The following is a 5,608-nucleotide window of genomic DNA, read 5'->3' on the forward strand; positions in this document are numbered from 1 at the left end:
CGGGGCCTCGCGCTCAACCCGGAGATCATCATCTGCGACGAGCCGGTCTCCGCGCTCGACGTGTCGGTGCAGGCCCAGGTCATCAACCTGATGGAGAAGCTCCAGGACGAGTTCAACCTGTCCTACCTCTTCATCGCGCACGACCTGTCGATCGTCCGGCACATCTCGGACCGGGTCGGGGTCATGTACCTCGGCAAGATGGCCGAGATCGGTACGGACGTCCAGATCTACGACCACCCGACGCACCCCTACACCCAGGCGCTGCTGTCGGCGGTCCCGGTGCCGGACCCGACGGCCCGTGACAACCGCGAGCGGATCATCCTCTCCGGGGACGTCCCCTCGCCGGCCAACCCGCCCTCCGGCTGCCGCTTCCGTACGCGGTGCTGGAAGGCACAGGACAAGTGCGCCACCGAGGTGCCGCTGCTCGCGGTCCCCGAGCGCTTCGTGGGCGGCTCGACGCCCGCCGCGCACGAGTCGGCCTGCCACTTCGCCGAGGACAAGGACGTCGTGCACGCGGCCTGATCCGCCGCACGCCGTGACGAAGGCGCCCGGTCACCTCAGGGGCCGGGCGCCTTCGTGTGTCTCCGCGCCCGGACGGAGGACGTGAAAATGCGTCATACCGACATATGGAGTGATATGAGGCATTGAGCTACTCACGGGAACCCTAGGAGGCACTCCATGCGCGGAGCCACACAGGTCAGGTGGGCCGCCTGCGCCGTCGCCGTCGCTCTGGCGGCCACGGCCTGCGGTGGCGGGGACGACGGGGGCGGCAGTGGCGCCGGCGGGATCGTCAGCTCTTCCTGGGGAGACCCGCAGAACCCGCTGGAGCCCGCGAACACCAACGAGGTGCAGGGCGGCAAGGTCCTCGACATGGTCTTCCGCGGACTCGTCCGGTACGACCCGAAGACCGGCGAGGCCAAGAACGAGATCGCCCAGTCGATCGACTCCAAGGACTCGCAGAACTTCACCGTCAAGATCAAGGACAACTGGACCTTCAGCAACGGCGAGAAGGTCACCGCGAAGTCGTTCGTGGACGCCTGGAACTACGGCGCCGCGCTGAAGAACAACCAGAAGAACGCCTACTTCTTCGGCTACATCGACGGCTACGACAAGGTCCACCCCGAGTCGGGCAGCGCCTCCGCCACCACCCTCTCGGGCCTCAAGGTGGTCGACGACACGACCTTCACCGTCAAGCTCGCCCAGAAGTTCTCGCTCTGGCCCGACACCCTCGGCTACGCCGCCTTCGTACCGCTGCCCAAGGCCTTCTACACCGACCACGCCGCCTGGCTCTCCAAGCCCGTCGGCAACGGTCCGTACACCATCGAGAAGTACGCCAAGGGCTCCTCGATGAGCCTGCGCAAGTGGGACGACTACCCGGGGACGGACAAGGCGCAGAACGGCGGCATCGACCTCAAGGTCTACACGGACAACAACACCGCCTACACCGACCTGACGGCCGGCAACCTCGACCTCGTGGACGACGTACCGGCCTCCCAGCTCAAGAACGTCAAGGCGGACCTCGGCAGCCGCTACATCAACACCCCGGCCGGCATCATCCAGACGCTCGCCTTCCCGTTCTACGTGAAGGCGTGGGACACCCCCGACGCGGCCAAGGTCCGCCAGGGCCTGTCCATGGCGATCAACCGGGAGCAGATCACCAACCAGATCTTCCAGAAGACGCGTACCCCGGCCAGCGACTGGACCTCGCCGGTCCTCGGCAAGGACGGCGGCTTCAAGAAGGGCCTGTGCGGTTCCGCCTGCGAGTACGACAAGGCCGCGGCCAAGAAGCTGATCGACGAGGGCGGCGGCATCCCCGGCGGCCAGCTCAAGATCTCCTACAACGCGGACACCGGCTCCCACAAGGAGTGGGTCGACGCGGTCTGCAACAGCATCAACAACGTCATGGGCGACAACAAGGCCTGCGTCGGCGCCCCCATCGGCACCTTCGCCGACTTCCGCAGCCAGGTCTCCACCCAGAAGCTCAAGGGTGCCTGGCGGGCCGGCTGGCAGATGGACTACCCGCTGATCCAGAACTTCCTCCAGCCGCTCTACTACACCGACGCCTCCTCCAACGACGGCAAGTGGAGCGACAAGAAGTTCGACGACCTGGTCGACAAGGCCAACGCCGAGACCGACAAGGCCAAGGCCGTCACCACCTTCCAGGACGCGGAGAAGGTCCTCGCCGAGCAGATGCCGGTCATCCCGCTCTGGTACCAGAACGGCAGCGCCGGCTACTCGGACCGGGTGGAGAACGTCTCGCTGAACCCGTTCAGCGTCCCGGTCTACGACCAGATCAAGGTCAAGTGACCCGCTGAGGCCGGGTGGCCGGTGCGCCCTGGCGCACCGGCCACCCGGCCTCACGCATCCCCGCCCCGCCTGTTCGCCCCGACCCCCGGAGCCCCTCATGGGACGTTATGTGATCCGGCGGCTGCTGCAGATGATCCCCGTCTTCTTCGGCACCACGCTGCTGATCTTCCTCATGGTGAACGTGATGGGCGACCCCATCGCGGGCCTCTGCGGCGACCGCCAGTGCGACCCCGCGACCGCCGCCCAGCTGCGCGCCGAATTCGGCCTCGACAAGCCCGTCTGGCAGCAGTACGCGACCTACATGGGCAACGTCTTCACCGGCGACTTCGGCACCGCGTTCAACGGCCAGAAGGTCACGGAGCTGATGGGCACCGCCTTCCCCATCACCATCCGCCTGACCATCGTCGCGATCGTGTTCGAGATCGTCATCGGCATCACCCTCGGCGTCCTCACCGGGCTGCGCCGCGGCCGGCCCGTCGACACCACCGTGCTGATCCTGACCCTCGTCGTGATCTCCGTACCGACGTTCGTCACCGGGCTGCTGCTCCAGCTCCTCCTCGGCGTCCAGTGGGGCGTCATCAAGCCGTCCGTCTCCTCGGGCGCCCCCGTCGACGAACTCATCGTCCCGGGGCTCGTCCTGGCCTCCGTCTCGCTCGCCTACGTCACCCGGCTCACCCGGACGTCGATCGCGGAGAACGCCCGCGCGGACTACGTCCGCACCGCCGTGGCCAAGGGGCTGCCCCGGCGCCGCGTGGTCGTGCGTCACCTGCTGCGCAACTCGCTCATCCCCGTCGTCACCTTCATCGGGACCGATGTGGGGGCCCTGATGGGCGGGGCGATCGTCACCGAGCGGATCTTCAACATCCACGGGGTCGGCTACCAGCTCTACCAGGGCATCCTGCGTCAGAACTCGCAGACCGTCGTCGGGTTCGTCACCGTGCTGGTCCTCGTCTTCCTGGCGGCGAACCTGATCGTCGACCTCCTGTACGCCGTACTCGACCCGAGGATCCGCTATGCCTGAACAGCAGCCGTGGGACGACGCGAGCGGGGCGATCTCGGGGGCCGGGGCGGGCGGGCCCACCGACCTCGCGATGGAAGAGGGCGGCAGCCTGGAGAAACCCCCCGGCCCCGACGGCGCCGGCCCCGTCGGCAAACCCCGCAGCCTGTGGTCCGACGCCTGGCGCGACCTGCGCCGCAACCCCGTCTTCATCATCTCCTCGCTGATCATCCTGTTCCTGGTCGTCATCTCGATCTGGCCCTCGCTGATCGCCGGCCAGGACCCGCTCAGCTGCGACCTGTCCAGGGCCCAGGAGGGCTCCCAGCCGGGCCACCCCTTCGGCTTCGACGGCCAGGGCTGCGACGTCTACACCCGTACCGTGTACGGCGCGCGGACCTCCGTCACCGTCGGCGTCTGCGCCACCCTCGGCGTCTCGCTGCTCGGCAGCGTGCTGGGCGGGCTGGCCGGCTTCTTCGGGGGCGCCTGGGACGCGGTCCTCTCCCGCATCACGGACGTCTTCTTCGGCATCCCGGTGGTCCTCGGCGGCCTGGTGTTCCTCTCCGTGGTCACCAGCTCCACCGTCTGGCCGGTGGTCGGCTTCATCGTGCTGCTGGGCTGGCCGCAGATCGCCCGTATCGCCCGGGGCTCCGTCATCACCGCCAAACAGAACGACTACGTGCAGGCGGCCCGCGCCCTGGGGGCCTCCAACAGCAGGATGATGCTCCGGCACATCACCCCCAACGCCGTCGCCCCCGTCATCGTCGTCGCGACCATCGCGCTGGGGACGTACATCTCGCTGGAGGCGACCCTGTCGTTCCTCGGGGTGGGTCTGAAGCCGCCGGCGGTCTCCTGGGGGATCGACATCTCCGCCGCCTCCCAGTACATCCGCAACGCGCCGCACATGCTGCTCTGGCCCGCCGGGGCCCTGGCGGTCACGGTGCTCGCCTTCATCATGCTCGGCGACGCGGTGCGCGACGCCCTCGACCCCAAACTGCGCTGAGGAGCCCGCTGCCATGTTGCTCGAAGTGCGCGATCTGCACGTGGAGTTCCACACCCGCGAGGGAGTGGCCAAGGCCGTCAACGGGGTCGACTACAGCGTGGACGCGGGGGAGACGCTCGCCGTCCTCGGCGAGTCCGGCTCGGGGAAGTCGGTCACCGCACAGGCGATCATGGGCATCCTCGACACACCGCCCGGGAAGATCAGCGGCGGCGAGATCGTCTTCAAGGACCGCGACCTGCTGACGCTCAAGCCCGAGGAGCGGCGGAGGATCCGGGGCCAGGAGATGGCCATGATCTTCCAGGACGCGCTGTCCTCGCTGAACCCGGTGCTCAGCGTCGGCGAGCAGCTCGGCGAGATGTTCGTCGTGCACCGGGGGATGTCCCGGTCCGACGCCAGGGCCAAGGCGATCGAGCTGATGGACCGGGTACGCATCCCGGCGGCCCGGGAACGGGTCGGCGACTTCCCGCACCAGTTCTCCGGCGGCATGCGCCAGCGCATCATGATCGCCATGGCGCTGGCCCTGGAGCCCGACCTGATCATCGCCGACGAACCGACCACCGCCCTCGACGTCACGGTCCAGGCCCAGGTGATGGACCTGCTCGCGGAGCTCCAGCGGGAGCTCGACATGGGGCTCATCCTCATCACCCACGACCTCGGGGTGGTGGCCGACGTGGCCGACAAGATCGCGGTCATGTACGCCGGACGGATCGTCGAGACCTCGCCCGTCCACGACATCTACCGGGCCCCCGCGCACCCGTACACCAAGGGCCTGCTCCGGTCGATCCCGCGGCTGGACCAGAAGGGCCAGGAGCTCTACGCGATCAAGGGGCTGCCGCCCAACCTGCTGCACATCCCGCCGGGCTGCGCGTTCCACCCGCGCTGCCCGATGGCCCAGCCGGTGTGCCGTACGGACGTCCCGCCGCTCTACACCGTGGACGAGAACCGCAGGAGCGCCTGCCACTTCTGGAAGGAGACGCTCGATGCACGCTGACGAGACGGGCCGCGGGGGCGGCGGCTCGGCCCTCCTGGACGAGGCGTCCGGGACCGCGTACACCGAGGGCGACCCGATCCTCCAGGTACGCGGCCTGGTCAAGCACTACCCGCTCACCCAGGGCATCCTCTTCAAGAAGCAGATCGGCGCGGTGAAGGCCGTCGACGGCGTCGACTTCGACCTCGCGGCGGGTGAGACGCTCGGCATCGTGGGGGAGTCCGGCTGCGGCAAGTCGACCGTCGCCAAGATGCTGGTACACCTGGAGCCGCCGACCGAAGGCGCCATCCTGTACAAGGGCGAGGACGTCACGAAG

6 protein-coding genes are annotated in these 5,608 nt (G+C 68.4%); all 6 read left to right on the forward strand.

Annotated features, from left to right (window positions below; genetic code table 11):
* Positions 1 to 522: oligopeptide/dipeptide ABC transporter ATP-binding protein (locus IH13_RS0100035; RefSeq protein ID WP_031079849.1), on the forward strand; the 522-nt coding region annotated here is incomplete at its 5' end.
* Between the two features lie 156 nt (positions 523 to 678).
* Positions 679 to 2,307, forward strand: a complete 1,629-nt coding sequence (locus tag IH13_RS0100040; protein WP_031079851.1) for a peptide ABC transporter substrate-binding protein — start codon at positions 679 to 681, stop codon at positions 2,305 to 2,307.
* Positions 2,308 to 2,404: 97 nt separating this feature from the next.
* Positions 2,405 to 3,328: an ABC transporter permease gene (locus tag IH13_RS0100045; RefSeq protein WP_031079854.1), complete on the forward strand. Its 924-nt coding sequence runs from the start codon at positions 2,405 to 2,407 to the stop codon at positions 3,326 to 3,328.
* On the forward strand, positions 3,321 to 4,304 hold the full coding sequence (locus tag IH13_RS0100050; protein ID WP_031079856.1) for an ABC transporter permease: 984 nt from the start codon (positions 3,321 to 3,323) through the stop codon (positions 4,302 to 4,304). The genes IH13_RS0100045 and IH13_RS0100050 overlap by 8 nt, the downstream gene beginning before the upstream one ends.
* 13 nt (positions 4,305 to 4,317) lie before the next feature.
* Complete coding sequence (locus IH13_RS0100055) at positions 4,318 to 5,295, forward strand: ABC transporter ATP-binding protein (protein ID WP_031079858.1); 978 nt, start codon at positions 4,318 to 4,320, stop codon at positions 5,293 to 5,295.
* Positions 5,285 to 5,608 (forward strand): ATP-binding cassette domain-containing protein (locus IH13_RS0100060; protein ID WP_031079860.1); only part of this gene is annotated, 324 nt, incomplete at its 3' end. The genes IH13_RS0100055 and IH13_RS0100060, both read left to right, overlap by 11 nt.

Source organism: Streptomyces sp. NRRL WC-3549, assembly GCF_000721935.1.
Taxonomy (GTDB): Bacteria; Actinomycetota; Actinomycetes; order Streptomycetales; family Streptomycetaceae; genus Streptomyces.

What these genes read in the sequence shown, in the direction of transcription:
- IH13_RS0100040 (WP_031079851.1), top strand. Translation starts at nt 679, where the DNA reads ATGCGCGGAGCCACACAGGTCAGGTGGGCCGCCTGCGCCGTCGCCGTC.
- IH13_RS0100045 (WP_031079854.1), top strand. Translation starts at nt 2,405, where the DNA reads ATGGGACGTTATGTGATCCGGCGGCTGCTGCAGATGATCCCCGTCTTC.
- IH13_RS0100050 (WP_031079856.1), top strand. Translation starts at nt 3,321, where the DNA reads ATGCCTGAACAGCAGCCGTGGGACGACGCGAGCGGGGCGATCTCGGGG.
- IH13_RS0100055 (WP_031079858.1), top strand. Translation starts at nt 4,318, where the DNA reads ATGTTGCTCGAAGTGCGCGATCTGCACGTGGAGTTCCACACCCGCGAG.